Origin of the sequence: Stutzerimonas urumqiensis, assembly GCF_003640395.1 — a bacterium.
Taxonomy (GTDB): domain Bacteria; phylum Pseudomonadota; class Gammaproteobacteria; order Pseudomonadales; family Pseudomonadaceae; genus Stutzerimonas; species Stutzerimonas urumqiensis.
On sequence record NZ_RBZQ01000004.1, the window covers coordinates 39,230 to 58,117 of the forward strand.

15 protein-coding genes, 1 other RNA gene and 1 pseudogene are annotated in these 18,888 nt (G+C 58.1%); 9 read left to right on the top strand and 8 right to left on the bottom strand.

What is annotated here, in order from left to right; genetic code table 11:
• Positions 1-74: 74 nt before the first annotated feature.
• Complete coding sequence (locus D7325_RS08585; RefSeq protein WP_120995159.1) at positions 75-1,520, top strand: site-specific integrase; 1,446 nt, start codon at positions 75-77, stop codon at positions 1,518-1,520.
• Between the two features lie 110 nt (positions 1,521-1,630).
• On the opposite strand, the gene D7325_RS08590 is transcribed toward D7325_RS08585, so the two are convergent.
• From D7325_RS08590 to D7325_RS08600, 3 genes are all read right to left on the bottom strand, one after another.
• Positions 1,631-1,927: a hypothetical protein gene (locus D7325_RS08590; RefSeq protein ID WP_041771754.1), complete on the bottom strand. Its 297-nt coding sequence runs from the start codon at positions 1,925-1,927 to the stop codon at positions 1,631-1,633.
• The gene (locus D7325_RS08595; protein WP_120995160.1) at positions 1,918-2,493 is read right to left on the bottom strand and encodes a KilA-N domain-containing protein; all 576 of its coding nucleotides are present in this window, start codon (positions 2,491-2,493) and stop codon (positions 1,918-1,920) included. The genes D7325_RS08590 and D7325_RS08595 overlap by 10 nt, the downstream gene beginning before the upstream one ends.
• A gap of 70 nt (positions 2,494-2,563) precedes the next feature.
• Positions 2,564-2,764: a hypothetical protein gene (locus D7325_RS08600; protein ID WP_120995161.1), complete on the bottom strand. Its 201-nt coding sequence runs from the start codon at positions 2,762-2,764 to the stop codon at positions 2,564-2,566.
• Between the two features lie 380 nt (positions 2,765-3,144).
• Here D7325_RS08600 and D7325_RS08605 point away from each other — a divergent pair, with 380 nt between their 5' ends.
• Positions 3,145-3,552, top strand: coding sequence for a MarR family winged helix-turn-helix transcriptional regulator (locus tag D7325_RS08605; protein ID WP_234302576.1), 408 nt, complete (start codon positions 3,145-3,147; stop codon positions 3,550-3,552).
• 1,011 nt (positions 3,553-4,563) lie between these two features.
• Entirely contained in the window at positions 4,564-5,022 is a 459-nt protein-coding gene (locus D7325_RS08615) for a GyrI-like domain-containing protein (RefSeq protein WP_162988024.1), read from the top strand.
• On the opposite strand, the pseudogene D7325_RS08620 reads toward D7325_RS08615, so the two are convergent.
• The 4 genes and pseudogenes from D7325_RS08620 to D7325_RS08625 form a co-directional block, all read right to left on the bottom strand.
• Positions 4,992-5,537, bottom strand: a pseudogene (locus D7325_RS08620) (transposase). The gene D7325_RS08615 and the pseudogene D7325_RS08620 sit on opposite strands and share 31 nt — an antisense overlap.
• 806 nt (positions 5,538-6,343) lie before the next feature.
• Positions 6,344-7,435, bottom strand: coding sequence for a hypothetical protein (locus D7325_RS19070; RefSeq protein ID WP_162988025.1), 1,092 nt, complete (start codon positions 7,433-7,435; stop codon positions 6,344-6,346).
• Complete coding sequence (locus D7325_RS19075) at positions 7,435-8,559, bottom strand: hypothetical protein (protein WP_162988026.1); 1,125 nt, start codon at positions 8,557-8,559, stop codon at positions 7,435-7,437. Before D7325_RS19075 ends, D7325_RS19070 begins: the two co-directional genes overlap by 1 nt.
• A 321-nt stretch (positions 8,560-8,880) precedes the next feature.
• Positions 8,881-9,453, bottom strand: coding sequence for a recombinase family protein (locus D7325_RS08625; RefSeq protein WP_120995555.1), 573 nt, complete (start codon positions 9,451-9,453; stop codon positions 8,881-8,883).
• A gap of 593 nt (positions 9,454-10,046) precedes the next feature.
• Between D7325_RS08625 and ffs the strand changes: the two genes are divergently transcribed.
• The 3 genes from ffs (at position 10,047) to efp (ending at position 12,084) form a co-directional block, all read left to right on the top strand.
• Positions 10,047-10,143, top strand: an RNA gene (gene ffs / locus D7325_RS08630) — signal recognition particle sRNA small type.
• Between the two features lie 191 nt (positions 10,144-10,334).
• The gene (earP, locus tag D7325_RS08635; protein ID WP_245962054.1) at positions 10,335-11,474 is read left to right on the top strand and encodes an elongation factor P maturation arginine rhamnosyltransferase EarP; all 1,140 of its coding nucleotides are present in this window, start codon (positions 10,335-10,337) and stop codon (positions 11,472-11,474) included.
• 43 nt (positions 11,475-11,517) lie between these two features.
• Positions 11,518-12,084 carry an elongation factor P gene (gene efp / locus D7325_RS08640; protein WP_120995165.1) on the top strand — a complete coding sequence of 189 codons (567 nt, stop codon included), beginning with the start codon at positions 11,518-11,520 and terminating at the stop codon, positions 12,082-12,084.
• Between the two features lie 81 nt (positions 12,085-12,165).
• Here efp and D7325_RS08645 read toward each other — a convergent pair whose 3' ends face one another.
• Positions 12,166-13,026 carry an ion transporter gene (locus tag D7325_RS08645; protein ID WP_120995166.1) on the bottom strand — a complete coding sequence of 287 codons (861 nt, stop codon included), beginning with the start codon at positions 13,024-13,026 and terminating at the stop codon, positions 12,166-12,168.
• 186 nt (positions 13,027-13,212) lie between these two features.
• Here D7325_RS08645 and moaA point away from each other — a divergent pair, with 186 nt between their 5' ends.
• The 3 genes from moaA to zipA all read left to right on the top strand — a co-directional run bounded on the left by moaA (position 13,213) and on the right by zipA (position 18,827).
• Positions 13,213-14,208, top strand: a complete 996-nt coding sequence (moaA, locus tag D7325_RS08650; RefSeq protein ID WP_120995556.1) for a GTP 3',8-cyclase MoaA — start codon at positions 13,213-13,215, stop codon at positions 14,206-14,208.
• Between the two features lie 156 nt (positions 14,209-14,364).
• Positions 14,365-17,853: a chromosome segregation protein SMC gene (gene smc / locus D7325_RS08655; RefSeq protein ID WP_120995167.1), complete on the top strand. Its 3,489-nt coding sequence runs from the start codon at positions 14,365-14,367 to the stop codon at positions 17,851-17,853.
• Positions 17,854-17,996: 143 nt separating this feature from the next.
• Entirely contained in the window at positions 17,997-18,827 is an 831-nt protein-coding gene (gene zipA, locus D7325_RS08660) for a cell division protein ZipA (RefSeq protein WP_120995168.1), read from the top strand.
• The last annotated feature ends 61 nt before the right edge of the window (positions 18,828-18,888 follow it).

The following is an 18,888-nucleotide window of genomic DNA, read 5'->3' on the forward strand; positions in this document are numbered from 1 at the left end:
CTCCATAACGTATCTCCTTGATTTCTAACGGTTTTTCGCTCTGATCACGCCAGTGATCCATAGGGTGATCCACCGTGTCTTCCGTCCCTTCCTACCTCTGGTTGTCCCGACACTCGATCTTCTATTTCAGAATCGTGGTGCCTGGAGTTCTGCGTCCGTTTTTCCCTTGTTCCGAGATCCGCCGTTCGCTGCAGACACGCTGCAAGCGCGAAGCGCTGATCCGTGGCCGCGAATTGCTTCTGCAGGTTCAGCAGCTCTACACCCTGGCGTTCCAAGGCATTCGGCCATCCCTCGACTCCCTACGCGGTGCCTGGGAGGCGGGCGGTAAGCGAGTTGCTAGTTGGGCTGCGTGGCTCCGTCAGCAGCAGTTGGTTGCGCTTGCGCAGAAGCCTTTGGAGCAAGGGGAGGGAGGCAAGGTGAGAGGGCCACAGAAGCCCGGCAGTGCCCCTTCAAGAGCCAAACAGGGGCAGCCAGATAGGCTGTTAGCGGATGCGCCAAGCAACGCTCCACGCTTCTCTAAGGTGGTTCAGGAGTGCCTGGAGCAGCAGTCTCATGAAGGCGTGGCTGCGAAGACGCTATCCGACAAGCGTTCCGTGGCTGAGCTAATGACTCGGATCGTGGGTGATTTGCCGGTCGATCTCATCACTCGCCAGGATGCCCGCAAGTTCCGAGAGGTGGCACTCAAGCTGCCGCCGAGGATGAATCAGCTTCCCGAGGGACAATCGCTGGAGCAGATCATCGAGACTGCTACCACCACGATCAGCCTCACCACGTTCAACAACTACGTGAAGAACCTGACGACCTTTTTCTCCTATGCCATCCGTGAGGGCTACTGCGAGCGCAACCCGTTCGACGGGCTTCGAGTCAGGCAGCGAGGCAAGGTCAGCGAGGAGCGCAGCGTCTTCACCGAGGACGATCTGCGCCGTCTGTTCTCGAAGCAGGTTTACGCATCAGCCAACTCAGCTCAGCCGCACAAGTACTGGCTGCCACTGCTCGGCCTGTACACCGGGGCGAGACTCAATGAGCTATGTCAGCTCTATCTGGATGATGTGGTCAGCATCAACGGCATCGACTGCCTACACATCCGGGCTACAAGGCCCGATCAGAAGCTGAAAACCGTCACTTCGGAAAGGCTCGTGCCGATCCACTCGAAGTTGAAAGCGCTGGGGTTCCTTGAGTTCGTCCAGGCGCAGCGGGAGGCTGGCCGCCAGCGTCTTTTCGCGGAGCTGACCTTGCACAAGGCACATGGTTACGCTGCGGCTCCATCCAAGTGGTTCACTCGGGTTCGTGATCAGTTGGGCTTCCGTGATGGGGCAGAGCGCAAGGATTTCCACAGCTTCCGCCACACGCTTGCTGATCACCTGAAGCAGAAGGGAATAGTCGAGTCGCTGGTCGGCGGCATTCTTGGCCACCAGAGCGGCGGGATCACGTTCAGTCGGTACGGGAAGGACTTTAGGCCGGAAGTGCTGGCTCCGGTGGTGGAAGCGGTGGACTTTGATGTTGTGGAGTGGCTTCGATAACCGAGGCATGTGTGCCTTCCTGCTGCCAGAAGCAGAATCGAGGAAGGAGCAGGGATTCGCCTTGAAGTAGAGAAGCTCTGCTCCTTTGGCTCGGTCAATATTGCATTTTCTTAGGCGGCAGCGTGCTGTTCTTCAGGCGCGGCGTCCAAAAAGTAAGCGTCAACCGTTTCGATAGTGCCAGTGGTCTCCAACAGTACCTCCGCGACCATGTAGTGATGGCCCTTAAGATCCGCTAGATAGCCGATCTCGCCATACATCTCTTCTGTCGGGGCAAAGTTGTACAGATCCTTATCGGCGGTTGACTTGCGAGTGACGACGACTTTCTGGCCAATGTTGAATGGGCGAGTTGTTTCCATTTTGATCTCCTTCTGAGTTGCGTGTTTGCCCGACGATGGTTTCAGCAGCATCTGGGGCTCCAATACTGTGTGGTAATCGCTTTCAAGGTGCGCACGAAGGTGGCCAGGGATTCCTGACGCAGCGCCACGCAGTTGTCGAAGACGACAGCCTTCGGTGCCATCTCCTTGTTCTCCAGGGCGAGGCGGTCGCGCTCTGCCTTCAGCACCTTGGCCTGGGCGATGACCTTCTCCATGTAGGTGAGCGGGTCGTCGAGCACTGCCTCGGCGGCGGACGCATGGACAGCCACGCCCTCGGTGGCCAGCCGGTCGTAGGAGCGGATGACTTCGAGGTGGAACTTCGGGCTGATCCACATGGCGTAGGCGTAGACCAACTCCTTCACCACGAAGGTGCCGCCGTTGCGACCGCGTTTAGTTTCCAGGGCTTTAATACGGGAATTTCCCGTATTTTCGATCTCCTCAACGAGAGCCTGGGTTTCCGGGCGGCGAGTGAACTCGTACAGCTCGACGGTTCTCTCGTTCATACCAACGGTCGCAGCTTGCTGCAGATCGTTCAGGCAGTAGCGGCCCTCGGCGTCCTGCTTGATGGCCACGCCGCATACAGTCAGTTGCTTGCTCATGTTCTGTCCTCCAGAAAAGACGAAGCCCGCTCAGAGGCGGGCTATGGGTGTTCGTTTGTAGTGAGGGGATTTACTGGCCGATCAGGGCTTTCAGGTTCTCGGCGGTCTCCTTGGCAGCCTGGGCTTCTGCGATCAGCAGCAGGTTCTTCTCTTGCAGTCGGTCGATCTGCTCGGTGTTGCGGCTGACCTCCACGTTGTTGGTGGCGGTCAGTTGTTCGAGCTGGTCGATGGTCTTCTGGAAGGACTTGAGGATCTTGTTGAGCTGGATCATGCGGGCCTCTCGTCGGGAGGTAAGGCCGAGAGGCGAACTATGCGTGTGCGGTTAGTTGGGCTGGCCGGTTGGGGCTCCATGCCGCTGCTGTCCTTGTCCGGACTGGCGCTGCCAACTATTGAGTTGCGCATTTAATTCTGCACTGCAAATAACTCGGAAGTGGGAACGTTGAAGCGCTCCAACACGGTTTGCTATCTGTAGCGAATCTGACAAATGAATCGGAGGATTCAGCCAATGATCGGCAATCAATTTGGCTTCAGCGTCTCTATTGGCAAAGCACGTCTTTGCTTATTCATCGGTGACGTGTACGTCCGAGTGCCGAGGTGCTTTGAGCTGGCCTGGAATGGCACTGGTTTCTATTTCGGTAAGGATGGAGCGTGATGCACATGGAAACCACATTAAGCAAACACGCCCTGGCTTATGATCGGTATGCACTTGTCCAGCTTTTCAAAGCGATTGAGGAGTTCCGTGGCGTTGACCCAGAGATGCCAGCACAAGGCGTGGCATTGTTCCTCTACTCGGCGATCTACCCAGGCTGCACGATGGCGGATCTGCAGAAGAACCTCGGGATGACCCAATCGTCCTGCTCAAGGAACGTCTCGGCCTTGTCGGAATGGCATCGTCTCGAAAAACCAGGACTCGGATTGATAGTGGCATCGCCAGATCCGATGGAACGCCGCAGGAAGATCGTGCAATTGACCGAGAAGGGGCAGCAACTGGCCGTCTCCCTGACCGAGGCGGTGATGAACCCGGTTCGACTGTCGTCGTTCTCGAAGGCGGCACGGTAAAAAATAACCCCCAGCACCAAGCCGATAGATCGGCCTCCTGGCTGTCCAGGCGAAGGGTGATGGGGGTTCTGTTAGTCGCTGCTTGTGGGGGCTAGCCGGAGCACCGGAAGGTTCATCTGCTGGGCTGCTTTCCATCTGCGTTTGTCTGCGGCCAGGATCTCGCTCAGCAGCGGATGTTGGACGGTGCCTCCGGCAGTCGTAGCCAAGGCCGAAACTCTCCGACTCCTGGCCTTCCTCACTTCGCTGGCGATGCTCTTCATCAGCGAGACCCTTCTGCGGTTCTCTGCTTGGATCGAGCTACCAGCTTGAAGTCGGTCTGCCAGGCGATGCACAGCAGGTACACCAGGGGAATCAAAGGCCAGAGAAGCAGGGCGCTCAAGAACATCAATTCTGGTAGACGCATCAGGCTACCTCCGCTGGGGGCTTGAGACGGTCGAAAGGCATGTGGTTGAAGGTCTTGCCAGTTCGTTTGCTTTTCATTGCGTAGATCATCCTTTTTGTTCAGCCGTCAGAGTCCCTTCCATCCATGCCACCAGCTCCCATCTACAGGGGAACACGGACGGCTCGGACGGCTGGACAAAACGGGCTGGGTTTTAGGGGTATCTGCAAGGGATGCAGGGTTGATGCTTGGTTACTTGCCCAGGAGTTCCCCTGTGCCAGTGTGCTGTTCATGGGCCAAAGTCTGGGCAGCAGTGGCTGCATAGGTTCTGTACGAAAAGTCGCTGCAGGAAGAGACGCTGACGCATAGTGGCAGGGGGCGCCAGGGCGCGACCGCCTTTGATCATGCCGAGACGATTCGGCATAATATCCAGATGGATAGCCGTATCCGGTATCGGCGGTTCCAAGGACTGCCCCTCACCGGGATGTTGCCGCAACTTCTATTCTTTTTAGCCGCTCGGGTCCGCAATGGCTCTTTTTCGTTTGGCTAAAGCTGGGCGGAGGCAATACAGGTGATTCCGGTAAGGGATGCAAGTGCCCATGGTGATCTGCCAGGCAAACAGAGAGTTACAGATGAAGGAAAAAGTCATTGCCCCACAGCGGGTGCTTTTCATCGGCCAAGAGTTGTCCATCCCGGAAGTCGCCGAGCAAGCGCAGGTGTGTTGTGCCGAAATCATACGAGTGGCCCAAGAGCGGGGACTTCAAGTCGCCGGCCCTTGGGTGTTCGTTTCCCACAAGCTTCCTGACAACACCAGCGACCGGTTCCGGATCGAGTTTTGCCTGCCAGTAGAGGGTAGCCTGGACGAGCCAGCTGGTGCAGTCGAATGCAAGCTGCTAACGGCTATGCGCTGTGTCCATGGCGACTACCGCGGACCACTCGCCGACCTCTTTGTCCGAGGCTATGCGGAACTCGTCGAAAAGGCCCGCGCGGCTGGCCATAAACTGACCGGCGAAAGCCGTGAGGTTTATCACAGCTGGCAGGATGCGGACTCTCTGGCCAATCACATAGAGCTACAGTTCGGCATCCTCTGAGATAGCACTTGGTTTCTGTACGAAAAGTACTGCCTTAGGCATCGCTGCGTGCAAGCTAGCGTTATTATTGCGGCAAAACTCCTGGCGAGTTGTCGTAACGGGTGCCGATTCTCCGGTTCTTTTTGAGCCAGCAAAACTCAGCTCGATGATGTTCCGCTGCCGATAGCACGGATGATCAAACAGTTGGGGTAGTCCTGGCTTGGGGTTGCACACACACTGCGGTGAAGTCGATCATCCACGTATCCAGGTCAATCAGGCTCCTCTGATTCAACCAGACGTGCAATCGCTCAAGTACTCGGTCAAACGTGCCGTCGTCTCGCAGGTAACGGAACCGTTTTATAAAACGGGCCGATACGTTCTAGTAGAACGCCAGGTGGCTTCGGAGCGGAGGATCCAGAAGATGCAGTTGAGCACCAGCGGATCATCACTTCGAGGTCGGCTCATCTTCTGCTCCGGGAAGCCAAATCCTTGATCAACTCCCAACCCGCATCTGGGAGTGCGTCGCGCCTTACCAGGTCGGCCTCCAGTCAGTCATAGAGGCGATCTACCTGTGCCGACTTTTCGTATACAACCTTGGTCGCTACTGTGCTGAGATAAGGGCTGATGGATGACAGAGGCGAAAGGGGAAACTCCTGGGCGGAATCATCTGGAGGTACATGAAGATGAGCAGGAGGTGGGCTGACAGAGGGGCTTGGGCTTCCTGACAGCCACTGACAGAGATGTTCACTGACAACATCGTCATCGGTGAGCATTGATCCTGTGTCAGCAGAGTTGGGGAGGCATCAAGAGCAACTTGCGGTGCAGCTTGAAGAGCACCTGCCAGTGTCCTCCGCAAGACAGACTTGATGCTGTCTCATTGCTTCGTTCTTCATTGATGGATTGATGGTAATGACCATGGGTGAAGGACAGCTCAAAGACACTCTTAGAGTGGCTTCGCCATCCACCGCTACACCCCGCGAGTCATCGCAGGTAGCCAGCCTCGACTGGGTGCCATCACCTCCCAGCCAGCTATGTCAGGTTCGTCATCACCCGTGACTGCTGGCCGATTGGTCGGGGCAGTGAGAGGGGCTGTACGCCTGAAGCTCAAAGTAGCAGTAGGTACTCGGCAGTAGCCTTGTGGGCGGTCGCCTTTCCCAGGCTCGATCCGTCCCTTCGCAGTTTGCGGCGGTGAAGATCAAGCGTCATGGTTGAGGATCGAACGTACGAGATTGCGCGTTCTTTCCTCCATAACTGTGTGTTAATCGATCTTCGTCGAACGTGCGTGAAAAAAGAGTCTAGATTAGCGTATTTGGCGAATCCAAGTTATCGCTCAGAATAGGGGCTATGGCTTGGCTTTATACATTTGGGATATTAGCCCCATCAGCAAAGGCTCAGCCTTTTCGGTGATCATTTGTGAGTCATTTATAGTTAGTATATGTTCACCGATAGAGGCGTGAGCAATGGCGCAGCGGAATCTATATATAATATACGCTACCGATCTTTGCAAGTGATCGAGTGTCCAGCCGAATTTAGCCGCACTAATGCATTGTTTAGTAAAGGAGTGTTTGGAGTGTGCGATAAATGCAGCGCGCTTTTGTGTGTCGTCTTTAAATAGCCAAGGGAAACCTTCTTTATCATAGGCGTATAGAAGCTCATCAATTACGGCATCATAAGTGGATGTGCGGAAAAAAGCTTCTAGGTGTGCTGCTAGCGATGCCTCATCCTGCCAGTACTTTTTGACCAGCCTGAGCAATCTTTGATATTCAGCATTGTTATAATTTGCCAGCAGCTTGCCAATTCCTTTTAGATCAGCCCCTAATGATTTGATATCCTCAACCAAGTCGTAGTCGAAGCTTAGTTCTATGAGGTGATATAGAGCGAGATAATGCCCTAGGGGGGTAGGATCATATATGGCTCGCAAGGTTGCTGTATGATGCTCAGCTGTAGGTAGCTCTAGATCTGGTATCGCATTTACTACATGTGTACCAGGTATTCTATTATCCATCTCCGCCACGGGACTATGGGTAAAGCCCCCCCAAATTGCACTTGAATTTTTATAGTGTGCGACGTAGATCGAATGCGCGTCACTCTTTAATACGACGTAGTTTCTTTTGAATGTGTAATTGGATTCTCGATTGTTACGGACCTCTTCTGGGGTTATGTCATATAGATATGCCGCAGTGAGAATTGCTGGTGCTTCTCCGTATGTGAAGGCTTCGCCCTTGCACGAAATAAGGATGCATTCTAGCTGCTGGTGTAGATTGAGTTTTATATCAAAGGTTTCATTGCTTTTATAGCGACTTGACAGATGATCTATCGGTATGGGTATGTAGTCATTGACGCTGCATACACCGTTAAAATCAGATATTTGAAGGCTGGGGTCAATTCTAAGGTCTTCCGGTGAGAGAGCCTCGGTCACTTCCTCATAATTCATTACTCGGCCTCACGCTCCCAAATATCCCGCAAGGAAGTTTCACCTTCATCTCTAAAGAACTCCTTAAGGGCTACAAATATCAGCTTTCGCGTGGCATAACCGATATTAGTTTTGCGACTTGGGAAGCCTGAGATTATTAGCTGAAATAAATCCAAGCCTAATGTTTCTTCACTATTGGTTGCTTGGACTGCTGAAATCAGCATTTTAATGGCTGTTTTGATGCGTGTTTGTCTATCTGGGGTAGAGCCAAAGTCTGCTACAGCCGCAAAGAAAGCGTTGAGCGTATTCTCATTGCCTAGCCAGTTGGTTGCAGTAGGGCTATCTGCGGGGGCTGACGTGCTCTCAACTGCATCATCAATTTCACAGTATAACTTGAAGAAGTCCACAAACTCAGAAAATTGGATTCCAAATTGTTCAACATCTTGCTGAAGTACGGCTTGCTCACTGAGACGCTGTGCAACCACGTTTTGCTTGTCAACTTCAGGTGACTTGAGAAGATAAGCATGATAGGCGCTGGATATTTTATCTAGTGAAAATCTCCTGGCGCGAGTTCTTCTTCCACCCTCAGCTTCAGGCACAAGTTCTAAGCGGTCAATTTCCTTAATTAAGGTCGCTCTCAGGCTTAGAGATAGGATCTCTATTTGATGTCGCATGGACATTGGCTTTTGCCCGGCGTTCAAGACAATGATGCGATATATTAAATGATCAAGATCCGGTTCGGCCCTTATCTCTAAATGCACTAACTGCTCTGGTGGAAAAGAGTGCCCGCTTTCTAGAATCTCTTTCAGAATAAATGTTCGCTGTAGGCCATCGAGAATGTTTAGTGGGGCATTATCCAATATCATTTTTTTGATTTTATCTGTGTCGCCCGATTCTACTGCTTGTCTTGCTGAGCTGGATGCTTCAACTGGTAGCGCCAAAGTAAGTGTTGGAAGTAGAGTTCCGTTAATTATGTCGGCCTTTAACCGTGTGTAAGCTGTGAATTTTTCTTTCCTCCGTTGAATGGAGAAAGAGGCGAACTCTTCTCCAACTAATTTCAGATAGTTGGGGATGTCGCATTGCGCATAGATGACGGGGGTCTCCGTGCGCAAGTCTTTAGCTGTACCTAAGACCTTAATGTCCATTTTATCGCCTCGGTTTAATAGTGATAGATAACTGTACCGTCATCAGACCTATTTTGGAATACGGGTGTTCTTAAATATGGAGTCCACAGAAAGGTAATCAGAGCGGTCGTGCTTCCCGGCATTTAGCGCCATCACGCATTTCATCGCTCGTAAGGAGAGATATGAATGGGGCAGAAATCCGTGCTTTGTCTCCCCGGGCTCCGGGGTATTTTGCTCAAAGAATATACAAACAGTATGCGTCGATAGTGCGCGCTGAACAGAGGTGCATGTGGGGTACGCAAAAAATAATGAGCTGCGCCCCCCTCAGCTCTCGTGAGGCGCCTAATCTGTCTTTGGTTGCAACCTGCAAGCCCGCTTCACTGCAGCCGTTGAGATCCCCCAGTGCTTGGCCGTATCCGCGATGCTGGCGCTGTTCTCCTTCCTCCAGAAGGCCACAGCCTGATCATCGATCACCTTCGGTGCTCCCAGCTTCTTGCCCAGCGCCCTAGCTCGCTCGATCCCGGCCATCTGTCGCGCCTTGATGTTGGCTCGCTCCAGTTCAGCTACGGCAGCCAGCATGGTGAGCATGGCTTTGCCGACAGGGCTGGATAGGTCGAAGCCTTCGCGCATCGACACTACTGTCACGCCCTTCGCCTTCAGGGCTTCCACTGTTTCCAATACGTCGATGGTGTCTCTGCCTAGGCGGTCGATGGCTGCCACGACAACGGTGTCTCCCTTCCTGGCATAGGCATGGAGTGACTTGAAGCCCTTCCGCTGGAGTGCCTTGGTGGCCCCGCTGGTGGCCTCATCGGAGAACCATTCGTTCACGTTGTAGCGTTGGCTGATGGCGTGGCGCTGGGCCTCGGTGGTCTGGTCGTCGGTACTGACTCGGACGTAGGCGATGGTGGCGGTCATGGCTGATAGCTCCTTGAGCTCGAGATGGATCATAAAGCTAGCTCAAGATGCTATTGAGTGGATCGGTAGAAATCAACAGTTCTGATCCATGCGGAGGCTGCAGGGCTTCGTCTGGCTCAAGTTGGCTCGGAAGGTACACCTTATGATCCACCCCCTGAGTGCGCACGGGAATCCATCTGGCGGTCATGCGGGCTGATCTGTCCTTCCATCGAGGCCTCTGGCCAGAGCGCGGTGCTCGTTCACATGGTGAGATCGAGGCCCGTGGGTGGTCGTCGTGCCCCGGCTCACCCTCGCTGTCGACAGGGAAGCCTGAGCATCGTGTTTGATCGGGGAGGGGGTGCCCTGTTTTTTCAGGCGAGGAGGGGTGGGTACCGGGGGGAATCGAGTGGGACGGCTCGATGGATAGGGGCTCGCATTTTTGCTCAAAAAATAGCCGGTTGGGGTGTGGCCAAGTGATCCAAAAGGGATCCAGAAGTGATCCGAAACGGTGATCCAAAGTGCTCGCAATGGCGTACGTCAGGTCTATAGAATGGCGCTCAACTTGAAAGCAGTGTGATGAGCAAGAATCGCTGGAAGCCAGGATTTACGAGGGCTGCCGGTCCCCCCGCAACGATCAACCGTGAACCCGGTCAGGTCCGGAAGGAAGCAGCCGTAGCGGTGACATCGTGTGCCGGGGTGTGGCTGGTGGGGTCACCTCCATAACGGTCCCTCGCTTCGCATCATCCCACTGTATTTGTCGCTCCCCTGGTGACCCAGGCCGGGGCTCTTTTCGTTTGGGTGCTTGGTATCCATGGCGAGGCGCTGCCTGGCGTGCTTCATGAGAGCGGTGGCTGTACGTAAGAGGTTCGTCCGCCGGCCGGACTTTTGATCTTGGAGTCAGCGTGGATAGAGCGTCCTGGGATATTTTCTGCAAGGTCGTCGATAACTTCGGTGACATCGGCGTCACCTGGCGGCTGGCTCGTTTGCTGGTGGCCGAACACGGTCAGCAGGTGCGCCTGTGGTGCGATGATCTCGAGACGTTTGCACAGCTGTGTCCGCAGGCCGATCCGCTGGCCGAGTGCCAGGTGCAGGCGGGCGTCGAGGTGTGCCGATGGCGCTCGGACTGGTGCGCTGTCGAGCCGGCCGACGTGGTGATCGAAGCGTTCGCCTGCGATCTCCCAGCCGCCTACATCGATGCCATGGCCGAGGCTGGCCGTCGCATCCTCTGGCTGAATCTTGAATACCTGAGCGCCGAAGACTGGGTGCCCGGCTGCCATGCGCTCCCTTCGATGCAGGCGCGTGGGTTGCAGAAATTTTTCTTCTTTCCTGGCTTCGAGGCGTCCACCGGGGGCTTGTTGCGCGAGGCGGATCTGATCGCCAGGCGCGAGGGCTTTCAGAACAGTGACGAGGCAAGGTACGTCTTTCTACGCACGCTGGGGGTCGTGCCGATCGAAGGTGCACGGTTGCTCTCGTTGTTCTCTTACGAGAACGCGGCGATTTCCGGCTGGTTGACTGCGCTAGCGAACGACAGCGTACGGACCAACCAGCTGCTCATCCCCGAGGGGCGGGCCCTGGGTGACGTTGGCAACTGGCTCGGAGTCGCGGGGCTGCGGCCGGGCGATCGTGTCCGCCGCGGCTCGCTGGACGTCACGGTCGTGCGCTTCATGACCCAGGATGAATACGACCAGCTCCTGTGGGCCTGTCACTTCAATGCGGTACGGGGTGAGGAATCGTTCATCCGGGCGCAGTGGGCGGCGCGTCCGCTGGTCTGGCATATCTATCCGCAAGAGGATGACGCTCACTGGGACAAGCTTGACGCCTTCCTGGCGCTCTACACCCAGGGCCTATCGAGTGAGGCCGATCGAGCCTTGCGCTCGTTCTGGAAGGCATGGAATTCCGGGCAAGGGGCCGAGAGCGCCTGGGTAGCGCTTGAGGTGCATCTCGATGAGCTGATGGACCATGCGGGACGCTGGACCGATCGGCAGGTCGCCAATGGCGATCTGGCCGCAAAGCTGGTGTCCTTTCACCGGGATTGGCTATGATACGCGGCCTGTTTTTTGTCTCTCATCCCAACCGGATATTCGTATGAAAACCGCACAAGAGTTCCGTGCCGGCCAGGTGGCCATCATCAACGGCGCGCCCTGGGTCATCCAGAAAGCCGAGTTCAACAAGTCCGGCCGCAACAGTGCCGTGGTCAAGATGAAGCTGAAGAACCTGCTCAACGGTTCGGCGACCGAGACCGTCTATAAGGCCGATGACAAGCTGGAGCCGGTCATCCTCGAGCGTAAGGAAGTGACCTATTCCTACTTCGCCGACCCGCTGTATGTCTTCATGGACAGCGAGTTCAACCAGTACGAGATCGAGAAAGACGACCTCGAAGGCGTGATGACCTTCATCGAAGACGGCATGACCGATGTCTGCGAAGCCGTGTTCTACAACGACAAGGTGATTTCGGTTGAGCTGCCGACCACCATCGTTCGCGAGATCGTCTACACCGAGCCGTCGGTTCGTGGCGATACGTCCGGCAAGGTCATGAAGACCGCTCGCCTGAAGAACGGTGCAGAGCTGCAGGTTTCCGCCTTCTGCGAAATCGGTGATTCGATCGAGATCGACACCCGCACCGGCGAGTACAAGTCCCGCGTCAAGGCTTGATTCGCTGTTGAAAAAGAGCCCGGCCAGGTTGCCGGGCTTTTTTATGCTTGCGCCACAGGATGCCGCCACGCAGCGCTCCGTCTATTGGTCGAGTTCGGTTTCCGCAGCCTTGCTCTGCGGCGGAAACAGTGAACTCCCGCAGCGAGAGCAGAATGCAGCGTTGGGTTCATGCAGGCGCTTGTCGCACCGGGGGCAGGGGTGCTCCAGCACATCTTGTCGCATGGCGTTGGCGAGTTCGGCCGTGAAAATGCCGGTCGGCACGGCGATGATCGAATAACCGGTGATCATCACCAGCGTGGCCAGCGCTTTGCCAAGCGGACTGTGCGGCACGATGTCACCGAATCCAACGGTCGTCAGCGTCACCACGGCCCAATAGATGCTCATCGGAATGCTGCTGAAGCCGCTGCCCGGCCCTTCGATCACATACATCAAGGTGCCGAAGACGATGGTCAGCGTGCTCACGCTCAGCAGAAAGACCGTGATTTTCTGACGGCTCGCCCGCAAGGCGACCATGAGGAAGTTGGCCTGGCTCAGGTACGGCGCCAATTTGAGTACGCGGAAGATGCGCAGCATACGGAGGATGCGTACGGCGAGCAGATACTGGGCGTCCGGCACCAGCAGCGCGATGAACGCCGGCAAGACGGCGAGCAGATCGATCATGCCGTAGAAGCTGAAGATATAGCGGCGTGGCTCGGGATGGCTGTAGACGCGAAGCGCGTATTCGATAGCGAACAGGGTGGTGAATATCCATTCCAGGCCAGCCAGCAAGGTGCCGTGACGCTCGGCAATCGAGGCGACGCTATCGAGCATGACCACCAGCAAACTGGCGAGGATGGTGGCGAGCAGCCAGGTATCGAAGCGTTTACCGGCCGCTGTGTCGGTGAAGAAAATGATGACGTAGAGACGTTCGCGTAGCGGTAACTCGTCCAGGTTTCTACCCATTGGTGTGCTCGTCCTTTCGTTCGAGGCATGCCGTTCAACAAGCCGGGCCTGCCCACGGGCGCAGGTTGCGCCGCCGCGCCGCTTTGCCAGGCAAGGTCGCTCGGCGTAGTCTTACTCCACGCGGCCAGGAAATTTCCCGTATCGATCAAGGGTCTGATGCAGCCGAGGCCGTCGTTGGAGAACAAGATGTCCGATTCCCGCTTGGTCGATCCGTTCGGCCGGCGCATCACCTACCTGCGCCTTTCGGTCACCGATCGGTGTGATTTTCGCTGTACCTACTGCATGAGCGAGGACATGGTCTTCGCTCCGCGCGCGCAGATCCTTTCGCTCGAAGAGTTGTATGCCGTTGCCGATGCGTTCATCGCATTGGGCGTCAAGCGCATCCGCGTCACCGGTGGCGAGCCGCTGGTTCGCAAGGGGCTGGTCGGTCTGCTTGGCAAGCTTGGTGCTCGGGAGGAGCTGGACGATCTGGCCATCACCACCAATGGCTCGCAATTGCAGACGCTGGCCGCGCAATTGCGTGAGGCGGGCGTGGATCGGCTGAACATCAGCCTCGATTCGCTGCGCCGCGATCGCTTCGCCGAGTTCGCTCGGCGCGATCGGCTCGACCAGGTGCTCGCTGGCATCGAAGCCGCTCGGGCCTGCGGATTCAGGGGGATCAAGCTCAACAGCGTGATCCAGAAAGGGCGCAATGACGACGAGGTGATCGATCTGGTGGCGTTCGCGGTGGAGCGGGGCCTCGATATCAGCTTCATCGAGGAAATGCCGCTGGGCAGCGTCTCCAGCCACCAGCGCGAAATTACCTTCTGCTCCAGCGATGAGGTGCGCGAGCGCATCGAGGCGCTCTATACGCTCGTATCCAGCGACCATGCCACGGGCGGCCCCTCACGTTATTGGCAGGTTGCCGGGAGCGGGACGCGGGTGGGGTTCATCTCACCGCACAGCAATAATTTCTGCGGCAGCTGCAATCGGGTGCGGGTCACGGCGGAAGGCAAACTGGTGCTTTGCCTTGGCCATGAAGGCGCCCTCGATCTCAAGTCCCTCATGCGTCGCCATCCCGGCGATGGCGAGCGGTTGCGCCAGGCCATCATGGATGCGTTGCAGCTCAAGCCGGAGAAGCACCATTTCCGCACCGATGAGCAGGTTCAGGTGGTTCGTTTCATGAGCATGACCGGCGGCTGATTGGCGGCTGCCGAGGTGGCGGCAAAGGGCCATAGGGCTCACGCCGGCCGCCCGCAGGCTCGTGATAGACTTCGCGGCCGCACGTTCAGATGGCTGCCCGATGATGCAACCGGTTTCTTCCTCGATCGCTAGACGCCCGTAGCCAGGACGGCACGCATGCGACTGAAAAGTATCAAGCTGGCCGGCTTCAAATCCTTCGTCGACCCCACCACCGTCAGCTTCCCGAGCAACATGGCGGCCGTCGTGGGGCCGAATGGCTGCGGCAAGTCCAACATCATCGACGCGGTGCGTTGGGTCATGGGCGAAAGCTCGGCGAAGAACCTGCGCGGCGAGTCGATGACCGACGTCATCTTCAATGGCTCGAACACCCGCAAGCCGGTCACCCAGGCGAGCATCGAGCTGATCTTCGACAACAGCGACGGCACGCTGGTCGGCGAGTACGCGGCGTATGCCGAGATCTCCATCCGCCGCCGCGTGACGCGCGACGGGCAGAACACCTACTTCCTGAACGGCGCCAAATGCCGGCGGCGGGACATCACCGACATCTTTCTCGGGACGGGGCTCGGCCCGCGCAGCTATTCGATCATCGAGCAGGGGATGATCTCCCGGCTGATCGAGGCCAAGCCGGAGGACCTTCGGCACTTCATCGAAGAGGCCGCCGGCATTTCCAAGTACAAGGAGCGACGCCGGGAGACCGAAAACCGCATTCGCCGGACGCAGGAAAACCTTGCCCGCCTGAGCGACTTGCGTGAAGAGCTGGAGCGGCAACTCGAGCGTCTGCAACGGCAGGCCCAGGCGGCGGAGCGGTACCAGCAGTTGAAGGCGGAGGAGCGACAGCTCAAGGCGCAGCTCACCGCATTGCGCTGGCAGGCGCTGAATCTTCAGGCGGGGCAACGCGAGCAGATCATCGGCGATCAGGAAGTCGCCTTCGAGGCGCTCGTAGCCGAGCAGCGCAACGCAGATGCCAGTATCGAGCGCCTGCGCGACGGCCATCATGAGCTGTCCGAACGCTTCAATCAGGTGCAGGGCCGCTTCTACTCGGTGGGTGGCGATATCGCTCGCGTCGAGCAGAGCATCCAGCATGGCCAGCAGCGGCTGCGCCAGCTCCAGGACGATCTGCGAGAGGCTGAGCGTGCCCGGCTGGAAACCGAATCCCATCTCGGTCATGACCGAACGCTGCTGGCGACCCTGGGCGAGGAGCTTGCGTTACTGGAGCCCGAGCAGGCGGAAGTCGCCGCGATCGCGGAGGAGGCTGCCGCTTCGCTGGAAATGGCCGAGAGCGCCATGCGCCAGTGGCAGGAGCGCTGGGATGCCTTCAGCGTCACCAGCGCCGAGCCCAGGCGACTGGCCGAAGTGCTCCAGGCGCGCATCCAGCAACTGGAGCAGAATCTGGAGCGGCTCGGCGAGCGCAAGCGACGTCTCGAAGATGAACACGCCTCGCTCGGTACCGGTTCCGAAGACGAGGCGATCAGCGAGCTCAACGAATCGCTGGCCGAAGAGCAGGCCGCCCTCGACGAGCTGGCTAACGAGGAGACCGAGCTGGCCGAGGCGGTGGAAGCGACGCGCGCGCGTCTCCAGCAATTGACGCGGGACCAGAGCACGCTCCAAGGCGAGACCCAACGATTGCAGGGGCGCATCGCTTCGCTGGAAGCGCTTCAGCAGGCGGCACGTGATCAGGGGCCTGGCGTGTCCAGCTGGCTGGCCCATCAGGGGCTGGCAGATCGGCCTCGCCTGGCGGACGGGCTCGTGGTCGAGCCGGGCTGGGAACTGGCGGTGGAAACGGTGCTGGGTGCCGACTTGCAGGCGCCGTTGCTCGATGACTTCCATGGGCTGGAATTCGCGGCGCTCGAGCAAGGTGAAGTCCGCCTCGCGTTGTCCCAGCGGGCCGCCCCGAGGCTCGATGGCAGCCTGCTCGACAAGGTGACGACCCGGCACGACTTGAGCGCCTGGCTTGGTGCGGTACGGCCGGTAGAGACGCTTGACGAGGCGCTGGCGGCCCGCCCCGGGCTCGTCGACGGCGCGTCGATCGTCAGTCGCGATGGATATTGGGTGGGGCGGCATTTCCTTCGTTTCAAGCGCGGCAGCGATGCTCAATCGAGCGTGCTGGCGCGCGCTCATGAGCTGGAGCAGCTCCATGCGGAGCAGGGGCTCGGCACGGCGAAGCTGGAGGCGCTGGAGCAGGCGCTGGCCGAGGCCGGCGCTTTCCTGCGAGAGCAAGAGGCGCGCCGTGACACGCTGCGCCGCACATTGCAGGAAACGTCGCGTCGGCACGGTGAGCTGAAAGCCCGGCTGTTCGCGGGGCAGGCCAAGGTCGAGCAGCTCAGGCTGCGCCGCCGGCGTCTGGACGAAGAACTGAGCGAGGTCGTCGAACAACGAGCGATCGAAACCGAAGATCTGGGCGAATCGCGGCTAGCGTTGCAGCAGGCGCTGGATGACATGGCCGACGCGACCGGCCAGCGCGAACGCTTGCTCGAGGCGCGCGAGCAGTTGCGCGAGCAGCTCGACGGTCATCGGCAGGAAGCTCGCCAGCACAAGGACAAGGCCCACCAGCTGGCGTTGCGTGTCGGCTCGCTGCGCGCCCAGTACGAGTCCACCCGCCAGGCGCTCGAGCGTCTGGAGTTGCAGTTCGAGCGCGCCGTCGAGCGTCGCGAGCAATTGACCCTCAACCTCGAGGAGGGTGAAGCGCCACTCGACGAGTTGCGCATGAAGCTCGAGACCTTGCTCGAGCAGCGGATGCAGGTCGAGGAAGAGCTGAAGCAGGCTCGCCTGGCTCTCGAAGATGCGGATCGTGAACTGCGCGAAGCGGAACGCCGTCGGGCCCAGGCCGAGCAGCAAGCGCAGTTGCTGCGTAGCCAGCTCGAACAACAGCGGCTGGATTGGCAGACCCTGTCGGTGCGCCGCAAGGCGTTGCAGGATCAACTGCACGAAGACGGCCATGACCTGCACGGCATCATCGAGACGCTGGCGAGCGATGCCACCGAGCAGGCTTGGGAGGAACAGCTCGAGCAGTTGGGCGCGCGGATCCAGCGGCTCGGGCCCATCAACCTCGCGGCGATCGATGAGTATCAGCAGCAATCCGAGCGCAAGCGCTATCTCGATGCGCAGAACGACGACCTCGTGGAGGCGCTGGATACGCTGGAAAACGTCATCCGCAAGATCGACCGGGAAACGCGCAATCGCTTCAAGGAGACCTTCGACCAGATCAACGCCGGCTTGCAGGCGCTGTTTCCGAAGGTGTTCGGAGGCGGCAGTGCCTACCTGGAACTTACCGGCGAGGATTTACTCGATACCGGGGTGGCGATCATGGCGCGCCCGCCAGGCAAGAAGAACAGCACTATCCATCTGTTATCCGGAGGCGAGAAAGCGCTGACCGCGTTGGCGCTGGTGTTCGCGATCTTCCAACTCAATCCGGCCCCGTTCTGCATGCTCGATGAGGTGGATGCGCCCCTGGACGATGCCAACGTCGGCCGCTATGCGCGGCTGGTCAAGGAGATGTCGGAGAAGGTTCAGTTCATCTATATCACCCACAACAAGATCGCCATGGAAATGGCCGATCAGTTGATGGGTGTCACCATGCACGAGCCTGGCTGCTCGCGGCTGGTCGCGGTTGACGTGGAGCAGGCGGTGGCGCTGGTAGACGCCTGAGCGGAGTCGTCCGCCAGCACGCCGGCAGCGGTACAAACCTGCCGTTCGTCGTGCTAGCTTAGGCGCAATTTTGTGCGCTGCTACCGGCAATCGCCGTGGCGCAGCTGCTAACCCCATCATTCGTACTAGAGGTCAATGCATTAATGGATATCGGTTTGCGCGAGTGGCTGATCGTCATCGGGATCATCGTCATCGCCGGCATCCTGTTCGACGGTTGGCGACGGATGCGCGGTAGCAAGGGCAAGCTGAAATTCAAACTGGACCGCAGTCTGGCCGAGACCGGCGGCGATGACGATGATGCGCCGACCGAAATCCTCGGCCCGGCGCGGATCATCAATCGACCCATGCAAGAGCCGACCCTCGATGAGCAGGACCTGCCATCGCTAAGCGCGCGGGAAGGTTCCAAGCGACGTACGCCAGAGCCCCGCCAAGGGCACCTCAATCTCGGCGTCGATGAGCGTGCCGCCAAGGATGAGCCGATCATCGAGCTCGACGAGGATGAACCCTTCGACACGAACGAGGCGCCTCGAGAGCAGGCTCCGGTCGAGGAAGTGCTGGTGATCAACGTGATCGCACGCGACTCCACCGGCTTCCGCGGTCCGGCCCTGTTGCAGAACATTCTGGAAAGCGGACTGCGTTTCGGCGAGATGGACATCTTTCATCGTCACGAGAGCATGGCTGGGAATGGCGAGGTCCTTTTCTCGATGGCCAATGCCGTCAAGCCCGGCACCTTCGACCTCGATGACATCGATCATTTCACGACGCCGGCGGTGAGCTTCTTTCTCGGCTTGCCCGGGCCGCGCCATCCGAAGCAGGCCTTCGATGTCATGGTCGCGGCGGCGCGCAAGCTGGCCTCCGAACTCAACGGCGAACTCAAGGACGACCAGCGCAGCGTGCTGACTGCCCAGACGATCGAGCATTACCGCCAGCGCATCGCCGAATTCGAGCGGCGCCAGCTCACGATCAAGCGCTAATCGGCCAGCCGGCCGATCGAAGCTGCTTTCGGGCCGCTCTTCGCGTCGGCTGTGTTTTCAT

What these genes read in the sequence shown, in the direction of transcription:
- D7325_RS08590 (WP_041771754.1), bottom strand. Translation starts at nt 1,927, where the DNA reads ATGCTGCTGAAACCATCGTCGGGCAAACACGCAACTCAGAAGGAGATC.
- D7325_RS08595 (WP_120995160.1), bottom strand. Translation starts at nt 2,493, where the DNA reads ATGAGCAAGCAACTGACTGTATGCGGCGTGGCCATCAAGCAGGACGCC.
- D7325_RS08600 (WP_120995161.1), bottom strand. Translation starts at nt 2,764, where the DNA reads ATGATCCAGCTCAACAAGATCCTCAAGTCCTTCCAGAAGACCATCGAC.
- D7325_RS08605 (WP_234302576.1), top strand. Translation starts at nt 3,145, where the DNA reads ATGCACATGGAAACCACATTAAGCAAACACGCCCTGGCTTATGATCGG.
- D7325_RS08615 (WP_162988024.1), top strand. Translation starts at nt 4,564, where the DNA reads ATGAAGGAAAAAGTCATTGCCCCACAGCGGGTGCTTTTCATCGGCCAA.
- D7325_RS19070 (WP_162988025.1), bottom strand. Translation starts at nt 7,435, where the DNA reads ATGAATTATGAGGAAGTGACCGAGGCTCTCTCACCGGAAGACCTTAGA.
- D7325_RS19075 (WP_162988026.1), bottom strand. Translation starts at nt 8,559, where the DNA reads ATGGACATTAAGGTCTTAGGTACAGCTAAAGACTTGCGCACGGAGACC.
- D7325_RS08625 (WP_120995555.1), bottom strand. Translation starts at nt 9,453, where the DNA reads ATGACCGCCACCATCGCCTACGTCCGAGTCAGTACCGACGACCAGACC.
- efp (WP_120995165.1), top strand. Translation starts at nt 11,518, where the DNA reads ATGAAAACCGCACAAGAGTTCCGTGCCGGCCAGGTGGCCATCATCAAC.
- D7325_RS08645 (WP_120995166.1), bottom strand. Translation starts at nt 13,026, where the DNA reads ATGGGTAGAAACCTGGACGAGTTACCGCTACGCGAACGTCTCTACGTC.
- moaA (WP_120995556.1), top strand. Translation starts at nt 13,213, where the DNA reads ATGTCCGATTCCCGCTTGGTCGATCCGTTCGGCCGGCGCATCACCTAC.
- smc (WP_120995167.1), top strand. Translation starts at nt 14,365, where the DNA reads ATGCGACTGAAAAGTATCAAGCTGGCCGGCTTCAAATCCTTCGTCGAC.
- zipA (WP_120995168.1), top strand. Translation starts at nt 17,997, where the DNA reads ATGGATATCGGTTTGCGCGAGTGGCTGATCGTCATCGGGATCATCGTC.